The sequence below is a fragment of the Pedobacter sp. BMA genome (assembly GCF_001027745.1).
Classification (GTDB): Bacteria; Bacteroidota; Bacteroidia; order Sphingobacteriales; family Sphingobacteriaceae; genus Pedobacter.
This window is the reverse complement of record NZ_LECU01000011.1, coordinates 34,238-54,250: the sequence shown is the minus strand read 5'-3', so window position 1 is coordinate 54,250 and position 20,013 is coordinate 34,238. Positions and strand designations below refer to the sequence as shown.

General features: G+C 39.3%; 15 protein-coding genes. 11 read left to right on the top strand and 4 right to left on the bottom strand.

Features of this window, described 5'->3' with window-relative positions; all coding sequences use genetic code 11:
• Positions 1-27 precede the first annotated feature (27 nt).
• Positions 28-1,518 carry a TlpA disulfide reductase family protein gene (locus AB669_RS21695; RefSeq protein ID WP_197082461.1) on the top strand — a complete coding sequence of 497 codons (1,491 nt, stop codon included), beginning with the start codon at positions 28-30 and terminating at the stop codon, positions 1,516-1,518.
• 150 nt (positions 1,519-1,668) lie between these two features.
• Entirely contained in the window at positions 1,669-2,640 is a 972-nt protein-coding gene (locus AB669_RS20740; RefSeq protein WP_047801288.1) for a Gfo/Idh/MocA family protein, read from the top strand.
• An 86-nt stretch (positions 2,641-2,726) separates the two neighbouring features.
• Here AB669_RS20740 and AB669_RS20735 read toward each other — a convergent pair whose 3' ends face one another.
• The 3 genes from AB669_RS20735 to AB669_RS20725 all read right to left on the bottom strand — a co-directional run bounded on the left by AB669_RS20735 (position 2,727) and on the right by AB669_RS20725 (position 6,853).
• Positions 2,727-3,926 (bottom strand): acetate/propionate family kinase, encoded by a 1,200-nt coding sequence (locus AB669_RS20735; RefSeq protein ID WP_047801287.1) that lies wholly within the window; start codon positions 3,924-3,926, stop codon positions 2,727-2,729.
• A gap of 3 nt (positions 3,927-3,929) precedes the next feature.
• On the bottom strand, positions 3,930-6,017 hold the full coding sequence (gene pta / locus AB669_RS20730; RefSeq protein ID WP_047801286.1) for a phosphate acetyltransferase: 2,088 nt from the start codon (positions 6,015-6,017) through the stop codon (positions 3,930-3,932).
• Positions 6,018-6,154: 137 nt separating this feature from the next.
• Positions 6,155-6,853 (bottom strand): NUDIX domain-containing protein, encoded by a 699-nt coding sequence (locus tag AB669_RS20725; protein WP_047801285.1) that lies wholly within the window; start codon positions 6,851-6,853, stop codon positions 6,155-6,157.
• Between the two features lie 157 nt (positions 6,854-7,010).
• Between AB669_RS20725 and AB669_RS20720 the strand changes: the two genes are divergently transcribed.
• From AB669_RS20720 to AB669_RS20710, 3 genes are read left to right on the top strand one after another with little or no spacing between them, the layout of a single operon-like run.
• Positions 7,011-8,072: a UDP-glucose--hexose-1-phosphate uridylyltransferase gene (locus AB669_RS20720; protein WP_047801284.1), complete on the top strand. Its 1,062-nt coding sequence runs from the start codon at positions 7,011-7,013 to the stop codon at positions 8,070-8,072.
• 11 nt (positions 8,073-8,083) lie between these two features.
• Complete coding sequence (locus AB669_RS20715; RefSeq protein WP_047801283.1) at positions 8,084-9,235, top strand: galactokinase; 1,152 nt, start codon at positions 8,084-8,086, stop codon at positions 9,233-9,235.
• A gap of 29 nt (positions 9,236-9,264) precedes the next feature.
• Entirely contained in the window at positions 9,265-10,941 is a 1,677-nt protein-coding gene (locus AB669_RS20710) for a sodium/solute symporter (RefSeq protein ID WP_047801282.1), read from the top strand.
• A gap of 235 nt (positions 10,942-11,176) precedes the next feature.
• On the opposite strand, the gene AB669_RS20705 is transcribed toward AB669_RS20710, so the two are convergent.
• Positions 11,177-11,500 carry an RNA-binding protein gene (locus AB669_RS20705; protein ID WP_047801281.1) on the bottom strand — a complete coding sequence of 108 codons (324 nt, stop codon included), beginning with the start codon at positions 11,498-11,500 and terminating at the stop codon, positions 11,177-11,179.
• A 344-nt stretch (positions 11,501-11,844) separates the two neighbouring features.
• Between AB669_RS20705 and AB669_RS20700 the strand changes: the two genes are divergently transcribed.
• The 6 genes from AB669_RS20700 (at position 11,845) to AB669_RS20675 (ending at position 19,969) form a co-directional block, all read left to right on the top strand.
• Positions 11,845-14,358 carry a beta-L-arabinofuranosidase domain-containing protein gene (locus tag AB669_RS20700; RefSeq protein ID WP_053058519.1) on the top strand — a complete coding sequence of 838 codons (2,514 nt, stop codon included), beginning with the start codon at positions 11,845-11,847 and terminating at the stop codon, positions 14,356-14,358.
• A gap of 72 nt (positions 14,359-14,430) precedes the next feature.
• Positions 14,431-15,294: an OmpA family protein gene (locus AB669_RS20695; protein WP_047801280.1), complete on the top strand. Its 864-nt coding sequence runs from the start codon at positions 14,431-14,433 to the stop codon at positions 15,292-15,294.
• Positions 15,295-15,591: 297 nt separating this feature from the next.
• Entirely contained in the window at positions 15,592-16,239 is a 648-nt protein-coding gene (locus AB669_RS20690; RefSeq protein ID WP_047801279.1) for a Crp/Fnr family transcriptional regulator, read from the top strand.
• A gap of 481 nt (positions 16,240-16,720) precedes the next feature.
• Positions 16,721-17,296: a UbiX family flavin prenyltransferase gene (locus tag AB669_RS20685; RefSeq protein ID WP_047801278.1), complete on the top strand. Its 576-nt coding sequence runs from the start codon at positions 16,721-16,723 to the stop codon at positions 17,294-17,296.
• A gap of 106 nt (positions 17,297-17,402) precedes the next feature.
• A complete protein-coding gene (gene mtaB, locus AB669_RS20680; protein WP_047801277.1) occupies positions 17,403-18,731 on the top strand; it encodes a tRNA (N(6)-L-threonylcarbamoyladenosine(37)-C(2))-methylthiotransferase MtaB in 1,329 nt (442 codons plus the stop codon).
• An 86-nt stretch (positions 18,732-18,817) separates the two neighbouring features.
• A complete protein-coding gene (locus AB669_RS20675; protein ID WP_047801276.1) occupies positions 18,818-19,969 on the top strand; it encodes a prolipoprotein diacylglyceryl transferase in 1,152 nt (383 codons plus the stop codon).
• Positions 19,970-20,013 lie beyond the last annotated feature (44 nt).

Below are 20,013 nucleotides of genomic sequence, written 5' to 3'. Positions count from 1 at the left end.
TTAAATCAACTCTAAATGAAAAATAATATGAAACTCTTAAGAACCACCGGCTTGTATCTACTGGCAAATGCTGTATTGATTTCAGTGAATGCACAGGATAAAAAAACTACGGATACTACAGCACAGTACCTCAATAAACTGGTTTTATCAAAAGATACAGCCGATAAAATACAGCTGAGAAGTAAACTTGCCGAATTATCTGATGGCAAAACAGAAGCTACCGTATTAATGGCAGCAAATTACTACTATCGGATTGGAGATCAGAAAAGATCAGAGCAGTTATATAATGATGTAGTGACGCGTTTTCCTTTAGGCACACAGGCCAGAAGTGCAGCATCCAAAGATTTTTACCTGCTAAAAACAGCTAATGAAGCAGAATCTGCCTACAAAGGCTGGATTAAAAAATTTCCACCGGCTAATTATCCCAATGTAAAAGTTGATGATCGTTTGGCATATGATTATGTAAGAGCAAATGTAGCCGGTAAATTTGCCGCAGAAAAAAATGTTGTCAAGGCAAATGAATATGCAAATATGCTTGAAGTAGACTTTTGGAAAGGCAATGCCTACTCTGGCATCACTACTGCTTTTTATAAAAATGGTGATCTTGCGAATGCAGAGATCTATGCGAAGAAAGCAATGGATAATGCTTTTTCTTATATTGATGGCAAAAAGGGAAATGAAAACTGGGCAAAGTTCTCTGCTTCGGGTTATCCGGGATTAACGAGTACTTATGCTAATATTTTGTTCGAAAGGAAAAAGTATGATGAGGCATTGAAATATTCTGAAATGGCCTATGCTAAATCGCAGGGTTTAAACCCACCTTTAAATTATCGCTATGCTCAGATTTTGATGGGATTGAACAGAAATCAGGAAGCTTATGATAAACTGGAAGAAGTGGTAAAGGCAGGAAAAGCTACTCCGGCAATGGCCGATGACTTTAAAAAGCTTTATGTGAAAGTTAAAGGAAGTGATAAAGGATACGAAGAGTACGCTGCTGCAACCCGTAAAAGTTATCTCGAAGCTTTAAGCAAAAAACTGACTAAAGACATGGTTAACGAAACGGCAGCAGGTTTTACGCTAACAGATTTAAATGGTAAACAGGTTTCTTTAGCCGACTACAAAGGTAAAACAGTGATTCTGGATTTCTGGGCAACCTGGTGTGGGCCATGTAAAGCCTCTTTCCCGGCAATGCAGATGGCTGTTGATAAATACAAAGCAGATGATAACGTGAAGTTTTTATTCATTCATACGTGGGAAAAAGTAGCCGACCCTGTTAAAGATGCCGGAGATTATATCAAAAGCATGAAATATAATTTTGAAGTGTTGATGGATTTAAAAGATGCACAAACTAAAGTAAATAAGGTAGTAAGTAGTTATAAGGTTAACGGAATCCCAGCCAAATTTGTTATTGATGCCAATGGAAATGTAAGGTTTAAATTAACCGGTTTTGATGGAAGTAATGAAGCTGCCGTTGATGAGCTTACCATGATGATTAATATGTGTAAAACCGGGTCATAGCTAAATTGATCGCTGGTGATCCACAAATTAGGTTAGCCACGGAAGCACAGAATACACGGAGTTTGTTAGTTTTTCGTGGTTTCTGTGTTTCAGTGGCTATTTTATTTGCAGTACAATGAATCTGCGGCTTTCATTTATTAACTTGCCTTTATGAGTTTAAAAGAAATAAAGTGGGGCATTATTGGTTGTGGCGATGTGACCGAAGTTAAAAGTGGTCCCGCTTTCAATAAAATAAAAAATTCTTCCTTAGTGGCAGTGATGCGGAGAGATGCCGCAAAGGCGGAAGATTATGCTAAACGTCATGGTGTGCCGACATGGTATATTAATGCAGATGATCTGATTAATGATACTGAAGTAAATGCCATTTACATTGCAACGCCTCCAGGAAGTCATGAAGAATATACTTTAAAAGCGATTGCGTCTGGAAAACCGGTTTACGTGGAAAAGCCAATGACGCTTAATGCAGAATCTGCAAAGCGAATGACAGAAGCCGCAAATGGAAGCGGCATCAAGCTTACCATCGCACATTACAGGCGGGCGCAACCCATGTTTCTAAAAATAAAAAAACTTATTGATGAAGCTGTAATAGGCGATATCCGTTTTGTAAAACTGGAAATGTATCAAAGCTCCACTAATGAACTGATTGCCAAAAGCGATGAAGACTGGCGAAGAAATCCTGAGGTTTCAGGTGGCGGACTTTTTCATGATCTTGCACCACATCAGCTAGACCTAATGTATTATTTCTTTGGGGAAATCGAGTCGTTTAGTGGATTGGAACTCAATCAGGCCCGTTTATCTGCTGCGGATGATTTTGTAACCCGGCAAATTAAATTTAAAAATGGTGTGGTATTCAATGGAACCTGGTGTTTTACTGTGGCAGCTGCAGATCAAAATGATGTTTGCGAAATCTATGGTTCACAAGGAAAAATCAGTTTTTCCATATTCGGGAATACCGTTACCGTATCTGTTCGTGAAAAAAAAGAAAATATTGTATTCGATTCTATTCCTCATGTTGAGCAACCCATGATCGAAAAAGTGGTAAATTATTTTCTGGAGCAAGGCCCCAATCCATGTCCACCGGAAGATGGAGTGCTATCCATGATTCTGTTGGATGGTAGGTAAAGAGTGCCTGCGAAAGCCTGGAAGATGTCAAAAAAAATAGCCCCAGATTCACAGATATTGGGAGACTGCGGCAAAAATTAAAATATTTATTCAGCCAGTAATTTATAGCTTTGGTGAGCAATTTCATATTCTTCATTAGTAGGAACAACCAGGATTTTTGCTTTTGAACCTAATGAGCTTACATCCATAATGCCGCCTGAGTAGCTATTGTTCTTTGCTACGTCAAGCTCAATCCCCAGATAATCCAATTCGCCGCAAGCGGCTTCGCGCATGGCTTTATCATTTTCGCCAACACCGGCAGTAAAAATCAATGCATCTACACCATTAAGGATAGCGGTATAGGTACCAATAAATTTCTTAATGCGGTAGGCATAAAGTGCTAAAGCCAGAATAGCTCCTTCATTACCTTCAGCAGCTAGCTTCCTGATGTCGCGCATGTCGCTTGAACCACCAACGCCGAGTAATCCCGACTGTTTGTTAAACAATGCACTCAACTGTGCATGGGTATATCCGGCATGTTCAATCAGGTGAAATATTACCGAAGGATCGATGTCGCCCGATCTGGTACCCATTACCAGTCCGCTTAAAGGGCCAAAGCCCATGCTGGTGTCAATTGATTTTCCGTTTCTGATTGCTGTCATACTGCATCCGTTTCCTAAATGAATACTGATGATTTTAGCCTCTTTTTTATCCAGCCAATTGATAGCTTGTTCACTAACATACTTATGGCTGGTACCATGAAAGCCATAAACGCGAATCCCATCTTCCTTATAATATTTCTCAGGGATAGCATATCTGAAGGCTTCAACCGGAATGGTCTGGTGAAAAGCAGTATCAAAAACAGCTATCTGTTTAGCTTTTGGAAAGGTTTGTTCAGCAACTTCAATACAGGTTAAATTCACAGGATTATGCAAAGGTGCAAGGGAAAATAATTTTCTGATTAATGACTTAACTTCTGCTGTAATTAAGGTAGGCCCTGAAAAGTGTTCACCACCATGCACTACACGGTGACCTACGGCAGCAATATCATCTGAACTACTAATTACCGACTGATCCCCCTCGATGAGCATGAATAAAACCTGGCTAAGGGCTTCGTTATGATCGCTGATAAAGCCAGACTTTTCGTTTACTGACTTTTTACCTCCGTTGAATACGGTATGTTTGATATAGGAACCCTCAATGCCAATCCGTTCTACCAATCCGCTACAAACCGGTGATGGGTTGGGCATATTGAAGAGCTGGTATTTGAGGGAACTACTTCCAGAGTTGATGACTAAAATATTCATTTATTAGATTTCCTGACATTGAATGGCTGTAATGACAACCGTGTTAAATATATCGTCGACTGTACAGCCGCGGCTTAAATCGTTGATGGGTTTGTTCAATCCTTGTAGCATAGGGCCAATGGCTAATGCACCTGTTTCCCTTTGAACGGCTTTGTAAGTGTTATTTCCGGTATTTAGATCGGGAAATATTAAAACACTGGCGCGGCCGGCAACTTCAGAATCGGGTAGTTTCTGACGGCCAATTGCGGGATCTACAGCGGCATCATACTGTATAGGGCCTTCAATTTTTAACTCCGGGAAACGCTCGCGCACAATTGCTGTGGCTTCGCGAACCCTTTCTACATCCTCACCTTCTCCGGACGTACCTGAAGAGTAGGAGAGCATGGCAATCCGGGGCTCTATTCCGAACCGGGCACTACTTTCTGCAGATGAAATGGCAATTTCTGCGAGTTGCTGGGCTGTTGGATTCGGATTTACAGCGCAGTCGCCGAATATGGCTACCCGTTCAGGGAGGCACATAAAAAAGATCGATGATACAACAGATACACCTGGCTTGGTTTTTACAAATTGCAGGGCCGGCCTGATGGTATGTTGAGTTGTGTGCACCGCTCCGGAAACCATTCCGTCGGCATCCCCTTTGTAAACCATCATGGTACCGAAATATGAAACATCGGTCATCATATCTGTGGCCATTTCCATGTTTACATTTTTTGCTTTGCGCAATTCGTATAGCGTTTCAACATATTGATCATAGTGTGGCGAATGGGTAGGTTGATGAATCTGAATGGCGTTGATATCGAGGTTTAAGCCCAGTCGCTTGATGGAGTTACCAATTTCAAGCGGATCACCCAGCAGGGTAATGTCTACAATGTCCTGAGCGATCAGTTTTTCTGTTGCCTTTAAAATGCGGTCGTCGTTTCCTTCGGGTAAAACAATATGCTTTTTCTCCCGCTTAGCCCATTTGACCAGCTGATACTGGAACATATGAGGGGTAATGCCCTGATAACTGAAGGTGATTATTTTATCATCGAGCGCTTTAAGGTCGACATGCCTCTCGAAAATATCTATGGCCAACTCAATCTTCTTTTTATTATCAATGGTGATTTTCGAATGAATACTACCAATGGTTGTTGTGGTTTCAAATGTACCCTTCTGCACGGAAATAATCGGAATGATGGTTTGCAGACCTTCAATCAGTTTAATCATGGGTTCATCCGGTAAACTTCCTGCAGTGAGTACAATCCCGGCAATTTTTGGATAATTGGCTGATAGGTTGGCCTGCAGGGATCCAATAATAATGTCGCCACGATCGCCTGGGGTTACAATAAGCAGGTTATCTTTAATGTGCCTTAAAAAGTTTGGCAACATCATTGCGCCAGTAACAAAGTTATCTACCTGGTTATCGAGCAAATCGGCACCAAAAAGAATGTCAGCATCCAGCGCGGTAGCAATTTCTTTCATGGTCGGACTTTGAAGTCCGCTTTCTATAGGAATCACTGCAATTAGCAATTCTGGTGGTAGCTGGTTGGTGAGTGCTTGTTTAATTCTTTCTGCTTCTTCAGGGTTAACCATGTTGGCTACTACACCCAATACCTGCACGTCTCTAAGTAAGAAATTACGGTAAATATTAATAGCAGATTTAAACAGCTGGCTGGCAGTTTTATTTTTCCCAGATACCACAATTAAAACAGGTGCCCCCAGGTTTTTGGCCATTAATGCGTTTGATTCAAACTCAAAGGCGCTGCCTTCACCTAAAAAGTCGCTTCCCTCGATAACAGTGAAGTCATAGTTATCTTCCAGCTTTTTGTATTTACTGATGATGGTATTAATAATGCTGCCACTATCTTCTGACTGGTGCAACATATCCTGACGGGTGAAGGCAAATGCATCTTCATAAGGTAAGGGAAGTGAGAAGTAATCGAGCATAGCCTGAACGTGCTCATCCTTTTGATTTGGATCTTCCTGTGCGATAATAGGTTTGAAATAACCAACCTTCTGGGTTTTAGCCAGAAGCATATTGATCATCCCAAACGCAATAACCGATTTTCCGGTATAGGGTTCTGCTGATGCTATAAAGATGTTCTTCGTCATGATTTTGATAGTAAGTGATATTAACCAACAACGACGAAGATAGTTGTTATAAAACTAAATTTATTACAGTATTGTCAGGGATTGGTCTTATTTTAGATCGATTCTAAATAGCATGAATGCTATTTATATAGATTTTTTTAAGTCTTTGCGTTTGGAATTAAGCTTAAATATGCCTGGGCATTCGCTGCATATTTCTTTTTATCAAGCTTAAAATAGTAAGCCCCCTTTTTTGATCCTGTTTTATCTTTTTCATCTAATTTGATGAGCAAGCCTGTGGACGTAATTTTTCGACTAAAATTTCGGGTATCTATTTTGGTATCGTTTACTTCTTCAAAAAGGATATGAAGCTGTGGAATAGTAAACTTTTTGGGTAGCATTTCGAATAGGATAGGGTGTTGAGCGGCTTTGTATCTGAGTTTTTTACGGGCATCGGAAACCATCTGTTCGTGATCGAAAATTAGTTTAGGACGATCGTTGATCAGAAACCATTCCGCTTTATGGTCATTGTTCAGCTGCGCTTCATATTTATGAATATCAATCAGTGCGAAGTAGCCCACTGAAAGTGTACGTTCGATTGGATCCCGGTCTGGCGCTCCATAAACCTGGAGCTGTTCCAGATAAACACCTTCCAAACCTGTGGTTTTTTTAAGTACCCTATTGGCCGCATCGTCTGGAGTTTCATCTGGCCCGAGAAATCCGCCCATTAAACTCCATTTGTTTATTTCAGGTTCAAGCCCCCTTTTTACCAATAGAATTTTCAGGTGTTCGCCATCAAATCCAAATACAATGCAATCTACAGCAACAAGGTAATGTGGCTGCTTAGAATACTCTTTCATTTAACAATACTATTTTGAAAGCTTTAAGATGTTCATTTTTTTACGAATATAAAAATTATTATTAAATGTCTGCTTGACAATTAATAATAATTTTATAATTTGCGCCATAGATATTTTAACCAAAAAAGAGGCTAAATTCTGACAGCACAAACACAATATGAATTCTACATTTGAATTAGACAACAATCCGCATACCCGTTTAAATATTTTAACAGGCGAATGGGTTTTGGTTTCACCACACCGCACTAAAAGGCCCTGGCAAGGAAAAGTTGAGGATTTAACACCAGACAACCGTCCGGAATATGACCCAAAATGCTACTTATGTCCGGGAAATGGCAGGGCTGATGGGGATACCAATCCCGATTATAAGGAAAGTTTTGTTTTTAACAACGATTTCGCAGCATTGCTATCTGATACGCCTGATGGTGGACTAAATGAAGATAACCTTTTGGTTGCCAACAACCAGAAAGGTATATGCAGGGTGATCAGTTTCAGTCCGAAGCATAACCTAACCTTACCTGAAATGAGTGCTGAGGGGATTACGGCAGTTGTTGAAGTGTGGCAGAATGAATTCAATAAGCTTGCAGAGCAGGAGTGGATTAAATATATTCAGATTTTTGAAAACAAGGGTGAGATTATGGGTTGCAGCAATCCGCATCCACATGGTCAAATATGGTCGCAAAGCGATATCCCATTGGAAATTGTGAAGGAGACTGGTCGTCAGAAAACACATTTTGCCGTTCACCGCAGAAGTTTGTTAGGGGATTATTTGAAACTGGAGCTTAAAAAATCGGAACGTATTGTATTTGAGAATGATCATTTCGTTGCGCTCGTTCCATTTTGGGCAGTTTGGCCATACGAGGTGATGATTGTGAGCAAACGCCATATCAATAGCATTAAACTCTTTACCAATGCTGAAAAGAGAGCGTTGGCCGAAACCATCAAAGTGGTGACTACTAAGTACGATAATTTATTCGAAGCCTCATTTCCTTATTCAGCCGGTATGCATCAGGCGCCCGTAAATAATGGCGACTACCCTGAATGGCACTGGCATATGCATTTCTATCCACCACTTTTACGCTCAGCAAGTGTGAAGAAATTTATGGTGGGTTATGAGATGCTGGCAAACCCTCAGCGTGATATTACACCTGAATTTGCTGCAAACCGACTAAGAGAAATGTCAACAGTTCATTATAAAACCAGCAAAGCTGAAAACTAAATATTTCAAATATGAATTTGGAAAATCTTAAATCTATATTTAAAGGCATTTTTAATGCTGATCCATTAATAGTACGTTCTCCTGGCAGAATTAACATTATCGGAGAACACACTGATTACAACGAGGGTTTTGTAATGCCAGCAGCCATAGATAAGGCCATTTATGTAGGGATTTCTAAGCGGGATGATCATGAAGTTCACCTCTTCTCTGAGGGCTATCAGCAGCTTGATGTTTCATCAATTAAGGATCTGAAAAAATCTGAAAACGATTGGGCTAATTACATTCTTGGTGTTGCGGATCAAATCCAAAAAAGAGGTTACAGTCTTGGAGGCTTCAACTTCTATATTGATGGAAATGTGCCATTAGGAGCCGGTTTATCTTCATCGGCCGCAGTGGAATGTGCTACAGGTTATGCACTTGATCAATTGTTCAATCTGGAAATTCCGAAAATGGATATCGCCCTTATCGGGCAAAAGGCTGAGCATACGTTTGCAGGTGTAAACTGTGGGATAATGGATCAGTTTGCTTCGGTGTTTGGAAAGAAAGACCATGCGGTTATGCTCGATTGCCGTTCGATGAAATACATTTATATTCCTTTAAAACTGGATGGATATAAGTTGGTATTATTGAACACTAACGTTAAGCACTCTTTAGCCGATTCGGCCTATAATAAAAGAAGAGCCTCATGCGAGCAGGGGGTGGCATGGGTAAAAGAAGCCTACCCAAGTGTAAACAGCCTGCGCGACGTTGATTTAGCCATGCTGGAACAATATGTGAAACCCAAAGACCTGGATGTTTACAATAAGTGCCGTTTCGTGATTGAAGAGATTGAACGCTTGCTTACCGCTGCAGAGCAACTTAAGAATGGCAACCTTGATGGCCTTGGTCAGCTGATGTATCAAACCCATCACGGATTGAGTGTTGATTACGAAGTGAGCTGTGCCGAGCTCGATTTTCTTGTTGATTCGGTAAAAGAGCTTGATTATGTTTTGGGGGCCAGAATGATGGGTGGCGGTTTTGGAGGCTGTACCATTAACATCGTTAGGGATGAAAAGATTGATGATCTGATTGAAAACCTCAGCTCCAGATATGAAGAGAAATTCGGTCTCAGCCTTGCAGCATATGTAGTTACGACAGATCAGGGAACTAGTGTAATTAGCTAGAAATAAATAAAAATAACCAAATAAATAAAATGAAAGAAAACATCTTGGACACTAAGGATTACATTGTTTTTGCAGTGTATTTCATCATTGTGGGCGCTTACGGACTTTACATCTACAACAAAAAGAAATCAGAATCTACAGGTTCTAAAGATTATTTTTTAGCTGAAGGATCTTTAACATGGTGGGCGATCGGGGCATCACTTATCGCATCGAACATATCTGCTGAGCAGTTTATCGGCATGAGCGGCTCGGGTTTTAAAATGGGTTTGGCCATCGCATCTTACGAATGGATGGGGGCAGTTACCTTGCTCGTGGTAGCTGTATTTTTTATGCCGGTTTACCTGAAGAATAAAATTGCAACTATGCCGCAGTTCCTCCACGAACGTTATAATGGCACTGTAGCTATGATTATGGCGGTGTTTTGGCTATTACTTTATGTAGTGGTGAATTTAACCTCCATCCTATACTTAGGTGCCCTGGCAGTAAGTAGTATTTCAGGATTCAATCTGGAATTCTGTATGTATGCCATTGCCGTTTTTGCTATCATTATTACCCTTGGGGGGATGAAGGTAATAGGTTACACTGACGTTATACAGGTATTCTTTTTAATACTTGGTGGTCTTGCCACTACTTATTTAGCTTTAAATTTAGTGTCAACACATTATGGCACTTCGGGGATTTTGGAAGGGTATAGCTTAATGACTACTAAAGCTTCCGAGCATTTTCACATGATATTTAAGCCAGACAATGAAAACTATATCGACTTACCTGGTTTAAGTGTGTTGATAGGAGGGATGTGGATTGTTAACCTGAATTACTTTGGCTGTAACCAGTATATTACTCAACGTGCTTTAGGTGCTAACTTAGAGACTGCCCGAGGCGGCTTATTGTTTGCTGCATTATTAAAACTATTAATGCCAATTATAGTGGTGTTGCCTGGTATCGCTGCTTATGTATTGTATAAGGATGGTGCTTTTCAAACGGAGATGCTTCAGGACGGTACGGTAAATCCAGATCGTGCTTATCCGGTGCTCTTGAATTTACTTCCGGCCGGATTGAAAGGATTGTCATTTGCAGCTTTAACTGCTGCTGTTGTGGCATCTTTAGCTGGTAAAGCAAATAGTATTGCTACCATTTTCACTTTAGATATCTATAAAAAAGTGCTTAAGGTAGATGCTACTGAGAAAAATCTGGTTAACACAGGGAAGGTATCTATTGTTGTAGCCATGATTTTAGGTGTGTTGATTGCACCACATTTGGGTATCGACAAGAAAGGTGGTTTCCAATACATTCAGGAATACACAGGTTTCGTTTCTCCGGGTATTTTTGCCATGTTTATTTTAGGTTTTTTCTGGAAAAGGACAACCTCTGCGGCAGCATTATTTGCAACCATTGGTGGATTCTTATTGTCGATTGTACTAAAGGTATTGCCAGGTCTTACCGATTTATCGTGGCTTTCTGGAATGGGATTCAGTGTGAAAACTGCTTCCGGTGTATATGAGATACCGTTTTTAGATAGAATGGGTTTCGTGTTTGTATTCTGTATTTTGGGAATGATCATCATTAGCAGTTTATCAAATAAGGCGGAAGCAGAGGCAAAAGGACTTGAAATTGATATTAAGATGTTTAAAACCTCGAGTGCATTTGCAGTGGGTGCGTTGCTTGTGTTAGGTTTAATCGTAGCACTTTATAGTGTTTACTGGTAAGAAATATTTGTAAAATAAATGATTAGTTAGGGGTAAAGTCTTTCAGGCTTTATCCCTTTTTCATAATTGGTTATTTGATGATGGAAGGGGGAGAATGCAGTGTGGCTTTGCGACGGACCTGGTTAAACTACACGGTATTAACTGTGAAAATCGATTAGCCTAAATTAAAAATATTTACTAAAAGGAATTAGTTTTAAATGAAGAAGAACGCTCAAGCAAACGAATTTAGGGGTAACTAGCGTTGTACCCTTGGTCTTTTGCTTTTGAAACCTGTACTTTGTCCGGTTGGTTTTGGTTTTAAAGCTTTTTTCGGAGCTTCTTCGGCGCAAAGTTTAACAGTGATTACATTGCCCTTAAAAGTTTCGCCATCAAGCATGGAAATAATATTTTTAGCATCATCCAAACTTAAAAGCTCAATGAATGCATATCCTTTACACTTTTTTGTAGCGCGATCACGTACCACCTTAATCGTTTCTATTTTTCCATGAAGACTAACAAAAATTGCAATATCCATTTCCTGAATATTCTCAGCCAGACCGCCAATAAAAATCTTTACCATTTAACTTTGCGTTTTTAGAACAAACCAGCTTCAACTATATTTCAAGAAATAGTATTCAGGTAGTTTATAATGGTGCAAAATAAGCAAATTGCCTCGCCTAGTCAAAATATTTAATAAAAATATGTTGATTTTAATTTCTTTTTACGCTTGTGAAGTTATTAATGAAATTTGATCGTAATAGTATAGACCAAATGTGGTGTTTATCACAAATAAAATTTATTTGAAGAGTTCGTGCCATTGTATGTACCAGACCTGATTATTTTAAGCGGAAGGAAAGCTAAAACGTTTTATTAATTCAAGAGGAATTGTTAGTTTAGCAAAAATATCTAACCGGGTTTTCTTATATGAGCATAATTCTTAAATCGCTTTGCGTTACACTGACATGTTTGGCTGTATTGGAGGTAAAAGGTCAATCAAAATCAAACGAATTCAACAGGCTACCACTGAAACAAGATGTTTATGTTCAGTTACCAATAGGAAGTATAAAGGCTAAGGGCTGGTTATTGAAACAACTGGAACAACAACGCGATGGTGCTACGGGGTTTGCCGAAGCGCTTTATCCGGAAGATGACAATCTGGGTAAAAATACAGATTGGTTAGGTGGTACAGGCAATGGATGGGAGCGGGTACCTTATTATGTAAAAGGTTTGGTTGCCCTGGCTTATACGCTTGATGATGCAGGTTTAAAGGCAAAAGCGCAAAAGTATATCGACTGGACACTGAACAGCCAGCAGGAAAATGGTTTATTCGGGCCTGGGAAAATGAAAGACTGGTGGCCACGGATGCCCATGATGTATGCACTTCAAAGCTATTATGAGGCTACACTAGATAAAAGGGTGATCCCATTTTTGACCCGTTATTTTGATTATGAACTGGCTAACCTGGATGCTGACCCACTTAAGGAATGGGGCAAATCAAGAGCTGGTGATAATATGGAAATCGCCATTTGGTTATATAACAAAACCGGTGATTCCAAATTACTCAGGCTGGTAGAAAAACTGAATCAGCAGGCGTATCCCTGGGTTGATATCTATAGCAACAACGAGTTTTATTTCTTTGGAGATGACTTTCAGCCAAAACATATGGTAAATGTGGCGCAGGCACTCAAGTATCCGGTAATTTATGCTCAACTAAACGAAACGAAAGCCAATATGGATGCGTTTTCAAAAGGGATTGAGCACATCATGAACGACCATGGACAGCCTCAGGGTCTTGGTTCGGGCACTGAATTTCTTGCCGGTAGAAACTCTACGGGCGGTGTTGAAACCTGCACTGTAGTGGAATGGATGCAGAGCCTGGAAACTGCAGTACGGATTATTCACGACTCCAGTATTGGAGATCAATTAGAGAAGATTGCCTTCAACGCACTACCTGCTCAGTTTAGCAGGGACTTTAAAAACCATTCTTATTACACGCTGCCAAACCAGGTAATGAGTGCTTATGGAGAATTGGGATTCAATCAGGATTATGGTTCTGGTATTGTTTTAAGCCCATACTCGGGCTACGGTTGCTGCAGGTATAATATGCATATGGGTTGGCCATACTTTGTTAAAAATGCTGTTGTAGCTACCCCGGACAAAGGTTTGGCAATAGTTACTTATGGGCCTATGGAAATTGAAAGATTTGTTGCAAATGATAAGATTAAAATCACCGAAGAAACAGATTATCCTTTTGATGAGCAGATTAGACTTAAACTTTCACTGAACGGTACGGTAGCATTTCCGTTGATTCTAAGAATCCCGGCATGGTGCAACTTACCTGTGGTGAAGCTTAATGGAGTAGTATTAAAAGGGGTTAAGCCTGGCGAATTTCTTAAAATAAACCGGCAATGGAAAGATGCTGATCAACTAGAACTTAATTTTCCAATGCACATTGTTACACCAAACCAGGTAAACAATTCTGTTAGCATTGAGCGAGGTCCTTTAGTGTATGCACTGGAGATCAAGGCTGAGAAAAGCATTACGAAAACACATGCAGTGGCCGGTTTTACGGATTATGAAATTTATCCAAAGTCGGCATGGAACTATGGTCTTGCCTTTGATAAAAACAATGTAGCTGGGTCGATCAAAGTAGAAAAAGGATTAATTCCCATAAATCCCTTCATTGCAGAAACCTCACCCATTAAGCTAAAAGTGAAGGCGAAAAAAATACCCTCCTGGGGTTTGGCGCCTAATAAACTTACTGCATTTGATGTACCTGTAAGTCCTGTATTTTCTAAAGAAAAAACTGAAGAAGTTACCTTGGTGCCTTATGGTTCAGAAAACATTCGTTTGAGCCTCTTTCCAACCATTGGTCAACCGAAAAAAATAACAGGTAATCTTATCGAAAATTTTGAAAAAGGAATGCCTGATAACTGGGTTTTCTACGGTGGTGGCTGGTTCTTTAAAGGTGGAACAATTCAAGCTGCTTCTAATGCTGGTTCGGGCGGCTACGGCATGAACGGATCAAAATATATAGCCAATAATACCAATTTTAAAGATTTCAGTTACGTGGCAGATATTAAAGTTAAAACAGATGGGGATGCCGGACTGATTTTCCGGGTGTCGAACCCTGCAATTGGTGCTGATGCCTATCAGGGTTATTATGTTGGTTTGAGTGCAAACAATAGTCAGATTCAAATCGGTAAGGCAGTGAGTCAAAAATGGATTCCTTTAGCAACAGTAAAATATCCGGTAAAATTAAATTCCACTTACCGGCTTAAAGTTGTAGCTAAAGGAACTAAAATTGAAGTGTTTGTAGATGGAGCATCGCGTGCCATAGTTTCAGTAATTGATGGTGAATACCAGTCAGGAAGTATCGGGTTTAGAACTTACAAGGCTTTGGCGTCTTTCGATTCGTTGGAGATTAACACGCTTTAACAATGCGGAAAGGTTCGTGCAAACATTGCGGCAAGGAAATTGTTATGCTATAATCTTAAAAAATAAAAGATTATGAAATTTTATAGATCAATCCCCATAATGCTGTTAGCAGGAGTCTTGATTTCTGGTTGCGTGAGCAATAAGAAATATGCAGAACTTCAGGATACCTACTCAAAGCTGAGAGAAAGGAATCAGGAATTAAGTAATAAATATCAGGATAGTCAGAGAGAACTTTCTGGCTCTACCAGTAGGGTCAAGAGTTTGGAAGAGCAGATTGCTTCTGAAAAAGCCAACGTTACTGCTTTGCAAGATGCCTTAAATAAATGTTTAAATTCCAGTAATCAGGGAAATGTGAATATTTCTAAATTGGTTGATGAGATCAATAGTTCAAACAAATACATCAAGCAGCTGGTTAACGCTAAGAACAAAAGCGACTCTCTTAATATGGTATTAACAAACAACTTAACACGATCGCTAAGTAGGGAAGAGTTAAGTGATGTAGATGTACAGGTATTAAAAGGTGTAGTTTACATTTCACTGGCTGATAACATGCTTTATAAGTCTGGCAGCTTCGAAGTATCAGATAAAGCGGGGGAAACGCTAAATAAAATTGCGAAAATCATTAAGGATTACAATACCTACGACGTTTTGATTGAAGGTAATACGGATAACGTACCTATTACTCAACCCAACATACGCAATAATTGGGACTTAAGTGCTTTACGTGCATCATCCGTTGTGCAGGTACTGCAATCCAAATATGCAGTTGATCCCAAACGTTTAACCGCAGGTGGAAGAGGGGAGTATAATCCTATAGCCGACAATTCTACCCCAGCCGGAAAAGCCAAGAACAGACGTACCCAAATTATTATTACACCTAAGTTGGATCAGTTTATGGATTTAATTGGCAAGGCCCCGGAACAATCTCAGAAGTAATATCAGAGATATATCGTGTTAATGAGAGGCAGGCCATTTTGGCCTGCTTTTTTTTGTTCAATTTTCCCGCATCTGCCTCTCATTGCCGCATTTAACAAAGACCTGGCTGAAACGGGGGCATTTCCGTTAATTATTCACAAATAATGGGTACCTTGTCCTTAAGAGAGAAACAATACGAAATACCTATTCCTCACGGCAAAATTGTTTTTTCATATAAATAGGATAAATAACCAGTTATAGCTTAAATTTGCATTATAACTCTCATCTGTTTTTCCATTATTGAGGACATCATAAATTATGAATCCCGAAAGAAAAGTTACTAAAGATAAGTGGGCTGATTTCAATGGATTCTCCCCCTTGATTACTGTGTTTAGAAATTTTCATGATTTAACTCCAGAAATCGAATTCATTATCAACAACCAGACTTTTCCAGTAGTTTATAAGAAGAACAAATTTATTTCTTCTCCATTACATCGCAATAAGTATATCTTTCTTTTGCTTAAAGGAGTGGCAAGAGGATATATGAAAGAAGAAAATAAGGAAATCACCACATGGATCGCATCTGAGTATGAACTGGTAGGGAACATACGTAACTTATGGGAGGAAGATATAGATACTGAAGAGTACGTGCAGGCCATCGAAGATGTGATAGCCATCGCAGTTCCGCACAGTATGTCGCGGCAGCTTTATTTAAATTTTGATATTGCAAATTACGTGGGGAGGAAGATGACGCAGATCCATTACCTTGCTGCATGCGAAAGGGCTTATATATCAAGACTGCAATCTGCTGAAAAAAGATATCTTCGATTTACTAAATCGTATCCTGATCTAGTAAACAGGGTACCGCTAAAACACATCGCATCATTTTTATGCATGAGACTTGAAACTTTGAGCAGGATCAGGTCGAAGTTAACGGGTATTGCCGCTCATAAAACCAATCAATAGGCGGTTTTCTTTTTACTCGTTTAGCTGAAAATCACTTAAAGACTCTGGTTTTAATAATCCTGCAATTGCAGTTCATTGCCTCTTTTTGAGTCAATAAATATGGCCGGCTTTAGATGGTGTCATGATTCAAATTATTATTTATAGGCAAAGAATGTCTGTTAAGTATAATTTACATCTCAAAAACAGCTAATTTATTATACAAAACATTGCTGTTAAATAACAATCAGTGCTATTTTAATTATCATTTTTAGTACTTAAGATTATTTTTTATGAAATTAATTTATTGATTTACAGTGTTTTGTTTTTATTTTTAAAAATATCTTGAACAATAGCACTATTTAACGTTTCACAATTATCTTTTTTTAAAAAAATATATATATTTGTTCTTACCCTTTCGAGGGTATGTTTTTCATAGGTAGATGTAGGGTCAGAACATTGTTCTGGCCCTTTTTTTATGGCCTGGAATAGCTACTTTTGTATAATGAATAAAAAGAAAGTAATTGTGGCGGTAACTGGTGCAAGCGGGGCTATTTATGCAAAAGTTTTATTTGATCATTTGCATCAATTGAAAGATCAGATTACATCAGTGGGCGTAGTGATGAGCGATAATGCTAAAGAAGTTTGGGAATTTGAGCTGGGTAACAAGCGTTTTAACGATTACAATGACTTTACTTTTTATAGCAAAAACGACTTCAATGCACCTTTCGCTTCCGGTTCTGCAAAATACGACACGATGATTATTATTCCGTGTTCTATGGGAACGCTTGGAAGGATAGCGCATGGGATCTCTAATGATTTGATTTCGAGAGCTGCTGATGTTATTTTAAAAGAACGCAGAAAACTGATTGCTGTTGTTCGTGATACCCCTTTTAGTTTAATCCATATTAACAACATGAAAATGGTAACGGAAGCCGGGGGAATCATTTGTCCTGCAAATCCTTCTTTTTACAGCTTACCAAAAACTATCGAAGAAGTTGCAGGTACCGTTGTAAACCGTGTGATCGATTTGGCTGGCTTTGAGCAGGAAAGTTATCGTTGGAATGATAAATCGGATTAAATAGTTAGTGGTTCGTTAAATGGAATGTTATTTCACTGTAATTTACCTCTAATGACGAAACCTACGTCTTAATACTCAAATCTAATTTCCTATCTTTGCAGGCTAGATGAAAAAGGTCGCATTTTATACATTAGGTTGTAAGTTAAACTATTCAGAAACTTCTACCATTGGTCGTTTATTTACCGACGCAGGTTATGCCGTGGTAGAATTTCAGGATAAAGCCGATGTTTATGTGATCAATACTTGTTCTGTTACCGATCATGCAGATAAAAAGTGCCGCAAGGTTGTTAAGGAGGCATTAAAATACTCACCAAATGCCTTTGTAACCATTGTTGGCTGTTATGCCCAGCTGAAACCACAGGAAATTGCGGAAATCGAAGGTGTGGATATGGTTTTGGGAGCAGCTGAAAAATTCAGAATTGTTGAATACATTACCGACCTGACCAAAAATCCAAAAACAGTTGTTCATCAGCAAAATATCGAAAAAGTAAATCACAACTTCATTGCCTCTTATTCAATTGGCGATAGAACCAGAACTTTCTTGAAAGTTCAGGATGGTTGTGATTACCCTTGTACCTATTGTACTATCCCGCTTGCCCGGGGCGCCAGCAGGAGCGATACCATCGAAAATGTGATTAATCGTGCGAAATCGATAGCTGAAAGTGGTGTTAAAGAAATTGTTTTAACGGGAGTAAACCTTGGAGATTTTGGTATTCGCAATGGCGAGCGAGAGGATAAGTTTTTTGATCTGGTTAAAGCGCTGGATGAAGTTGAAGGTATTGAAAGAATTCGTATTTCGTCGATTGAGCCTAACTTGTTAAGTAATGAGATCATTGAATTTGTTTCCACTTCAAAGCGATTTGTTCCGCATTTTCATATCCCTTTGCAATCGGGTTCTGATAAGATATTAGGATTGATGCGCCGCCGGTACCGGACAGATTTGTATGTGGAGCGGGTGGCAAAAATCAAGGAAGTGATGCCACATTGCTGTATAGGTGTAGATGTGATCGTTGGTTTTCCGGGTGAAACAAAAGCGGATTTTCTTGATACTTTTCAATTTTTAAATGAGCTTAATATATCATATCTGCATGTTTTTACCTATTCTGAAAGGGAGTTAACAGTAGCTGCTGAAATGAAAGGCGTTGTGTCAGGTAGCGAACGTAACGAACGTAGTAAAATGTTGCATATTCTCTCTGACAAAAAACGCAGGGCGTTTTACCAATCGCAGATTGGTACAGAAGGAGAGGTATTATTTGAAGCTGACCAGAAAATGGGCTATATGCATGGTTTTACCAAAAACTATGTTAAAGTCCGCGCCAAATATGATCCATTAATGGTGAATGAGTTAAAAGCAGTTAAGCTACTTGCGCTAACTGCAGAGGGTGAAGTCGAAGTTGCAGAACTTGAAACGTTTACGCACATCATTAATCGTTAATATCGGAATGTGATCAGGTCGCAAATATCAATTTGCTGTACTAAAACTTTGACCTTTCTTTCCTATCTTCGCTGCAAATTATTATTATGTTTCCTACCGTATCTCATTTTTTAGAATACTTACTAGGCATCAATTTGCCTTTACCATTTAATACCTTTGGTGTTTTTGTTGCCCTTGCTTTTGTTGCAGGTTATTGGGCTTTTACCAAGGAATTAAAGCGTAAGGAAAGTCTAGGCGTTTTACATCCATTTCAAAGGAACGTTGTAATAGGACAAAAAGCGACCACTTCAGATCTGATCATGAATGGCCTTTTTGGATTTATCATTGGTTATAAATTGATTTATGCCCTGGTAAATTATTCCATGTTTGTGAATGATGCGCAGGCTATTTTGATGTCGGCAAAAGGAAATATTTTCGGAGGATTATTCTTTGCCGGGCTTTTTGCCTACTGGGATTACAAAGAAAAAGATAAGCATAAATTAGATAAACCAAAAGAAACAGAAGTTACAGTACATCCGTATCAGATTATGAGTAATCTCATTGTGTGGGCAGCTGTATGGGGATTTTTGGGGGCTAAGTTTTTTGATAACCTTGAATACTGGGATGATTTCGTACAGCATCCGATAGAGCGCCTGTTGTCGTTTAGTGGTTTAACTTTCTATGGCGGGTTAATCTGTGGTGGTGCTGCAGTGCTGATTATAGCTAAACGCAATGGAATTAAGCCTTTGCATATGCTGGACGTAGGTGGGCCTGGAATGATGTTAGCCTATGCGGTTGGCAGGATTGGTTGTCACCTGGCAGGGGATGGTGACTGGGGTATTGTTAATGCAAATCCAAAACCTTTTTCGTGGCTACCTGACTGGCTATGGTCTTACCAATATCCCAACAATGTGGTGGGAGAGGGTATTCCGATTGCGGGGTGCACCGGTAAGTTCTGCAATGAACTGGCTCAGGGAGTTTATCCTACTCCGATCTACGAAGTAATTATATGTTTTATTCTTTTTGCATTTCTATGGAGTGTACGCGATAAGATTAAAGCGCCAGGACTTATGTTCGGAATTTATATGATTTTAAATGGTGTTGAGCGTTTTTGTATCGAGTTAATCCGGGTAAACTCTAAATACCATGTATTCGGTTTATCGTTCACACAAGCAGAAATGATATCTACTTTTCTTGTTCTAGGTGGCATTGCCTTAAGCGCTTATGCCTTAAGGAATAAAAATAATTTCGCACAATAATTTCATTAAAATGACAACAACCCATCCGGGGATTTGTTAAACGG

What these genes read in the sequence shown, in the direction of transcription:
- AB669_RS20725 (WP_047801285.1), bottom strand. Translation starts at nt 6,853, where the DNA reads ATGAAAGAGTATTCTAAGCAGCCACATTACCTTGTTGCTGTAGATTGC.
- AB669_RS20700 (WP_053058519.1), top strand. Translation starts at nt 11,845, where the DNA reads ATGAGCATAATTCTTAAATCGCTTTGCGTTACACTGACATGTTTGGCT.
- AB669_RS21695 (WP_197082461.1), top strand. Translation starts at nt 28, where the DNA reads ATGAAACTCTTAAGAACCACCGGCTTGTATCTACTGGCAAATGCTGTA.
- AB669_RS20740 (WP_047801288.1), top strand. Translation starts at nt 1,669, where the DNA reads ATGAGTTTAAAAGAAATAAAGTGGGGCATTATTGGTTGTGGCGATGTG.
- mtaB (WP_047801277.1), top strand. Translation starts at nt 17,403, where the DNA reads ATGAAAAAGGTCGCATTTTATACATTAGGTTGTAAGTTAAACTATTCA.
- AB669_RS20675 (WP_047801276.1), top strand. Translation starts at nt 18,818, where the DNA reads ATGTTTCCTACCGTATCTCATTTTTTAGAATACTTACTAGGCATCAAT.
- AB669_RS20690 (WP_047801279.1), top strand. Translation starts at nt 15,592, where the DNA reads ATGAATCCCGAAAGAAAAGTTACTAAAGATAAGTGGGCTGATTTCAAT.
- AB669_RS20705 (WP_047801281.1), bottom strand. Translation starts at nt 11,500, where the DNA reads ATGGTAAAGATTTTTATTGGCGGTCTGGCTGAGAATATTCAGGAAATG.
- AB669_RS20710 (WP_047801282.1), top strand. Translation starts at nt 9,265, where the DNA reads ATGAAAGAAAACATCTTGGACACTAAGGATTACATTGTTTTTGCAGTG.
- AB669_RS20735 (WP_047801287.1), bottom strand. Translation starts at nt 3,926, where the DNA reads ATGAATATTTTAGTCATCAACTCTGGAAGTAGTTCCCTCAAATACCAG.
- pta (WP_047801286.1), bottom strand. Translation starts at nt 6,017, where the DNA reads ATGACGAAGAACATCTTTATAGCATCAGCAGAACCCTATACCGGAAAA.
- AB669_RS20695 (WP_047801280.1), top strand. Translation starts at nt 14,431, where the DNA reads ATGAAATTTTATAGATCAATCCCCATAATGCTGTTAGCAGGAGTCTTG.
- AB669_RS20720 (WP_047801284.1), top strand. Translation starts at nt 7,011, where the DNA reads ATGAATTCTACATTTGAATTAGACAACAATCCGCATACCCGTTTAAAT.
- AB669_RS20685 (WP_047801278.1), top strand. Translation starts at nt 16,721, where the DNA reads ATGAATAAAAAGAAAGTAATTGTGGCGGTAACTGGTGCAAGCGGGGCT.
- AB669_RS20715 (WP_047801283.1), top strand. Translation starts at nt 8,084, where the DNA reads ATGAATTTGGAAAATCTTAAATCTATATTTAAAGGCATTTTTAATGCT.